The sequence below is a fragment of the Streptomyces durbertensis genome (assembly GCF_014156695.1).
GTDB classification, from domain to species: Bacteria; Actinomycetota; Actinomycetes; order Streptomycetales; family Streptomycetaceae; genus Streptomyces; species Streptomyces durbertensis.
This window is the reverse complement of sequence record NZ_WMLF01000958.1, coordinates 1-411: the sequence shown is the minus strand read 5'-3', so window position 1 is coordinate 411 and position 411 is coordinate 1. Positions and strand designations below refer to the sequence as shown.

Below are 411 nucleotides of genomic sequence, written 5' to 3'. Positions count from 1 at the left end.
AGCCACCTCGTGGCCGCCTTCCGGGCCAAGCTGCTGGAGGAGATCGACCTCGCCGAGATGTCGTCCCTCAGCACCGCCGAACGCCGCGACCGGCTCGAACGGGTGCTCGGCCACATCGTCAGCCGCGAGGGGCCCGTCCTGTCCACACACGAACGCGCCATGCTCATCCGGCGCGTCGTCGACGAGGCCCTGGGCCTGGGCATCCTCGAACCGCTCCTCGAGGACAACTCCATCACCGAGATCATGGTCAACGGGCCCGACCACATCTACGTCGAACGCGCGGGCCGCGTGGAGCGGCTGCCGCTGCGGTTCGCCTCGGCCGAGCAACTGATGCAGACCATCGAGCGGATCGTCTCCACCGTCAACCGCCGCGTCGACGAGTCCAACCCGATGGTCGACGCCCGACTGCCC

General features: G+C 69.1%; 1 protein-coding gene. It reads left to right on the top strand.

Features of this window, described 5'->3' with window-relative positions:
- On the top strand, positions 1-411 hold a 411-nt coding region (locus GL263_RS27870), incomplete at both ends, for an ATPase, T2SS/T4P/T4SS family (protein ID WP_182858477.1).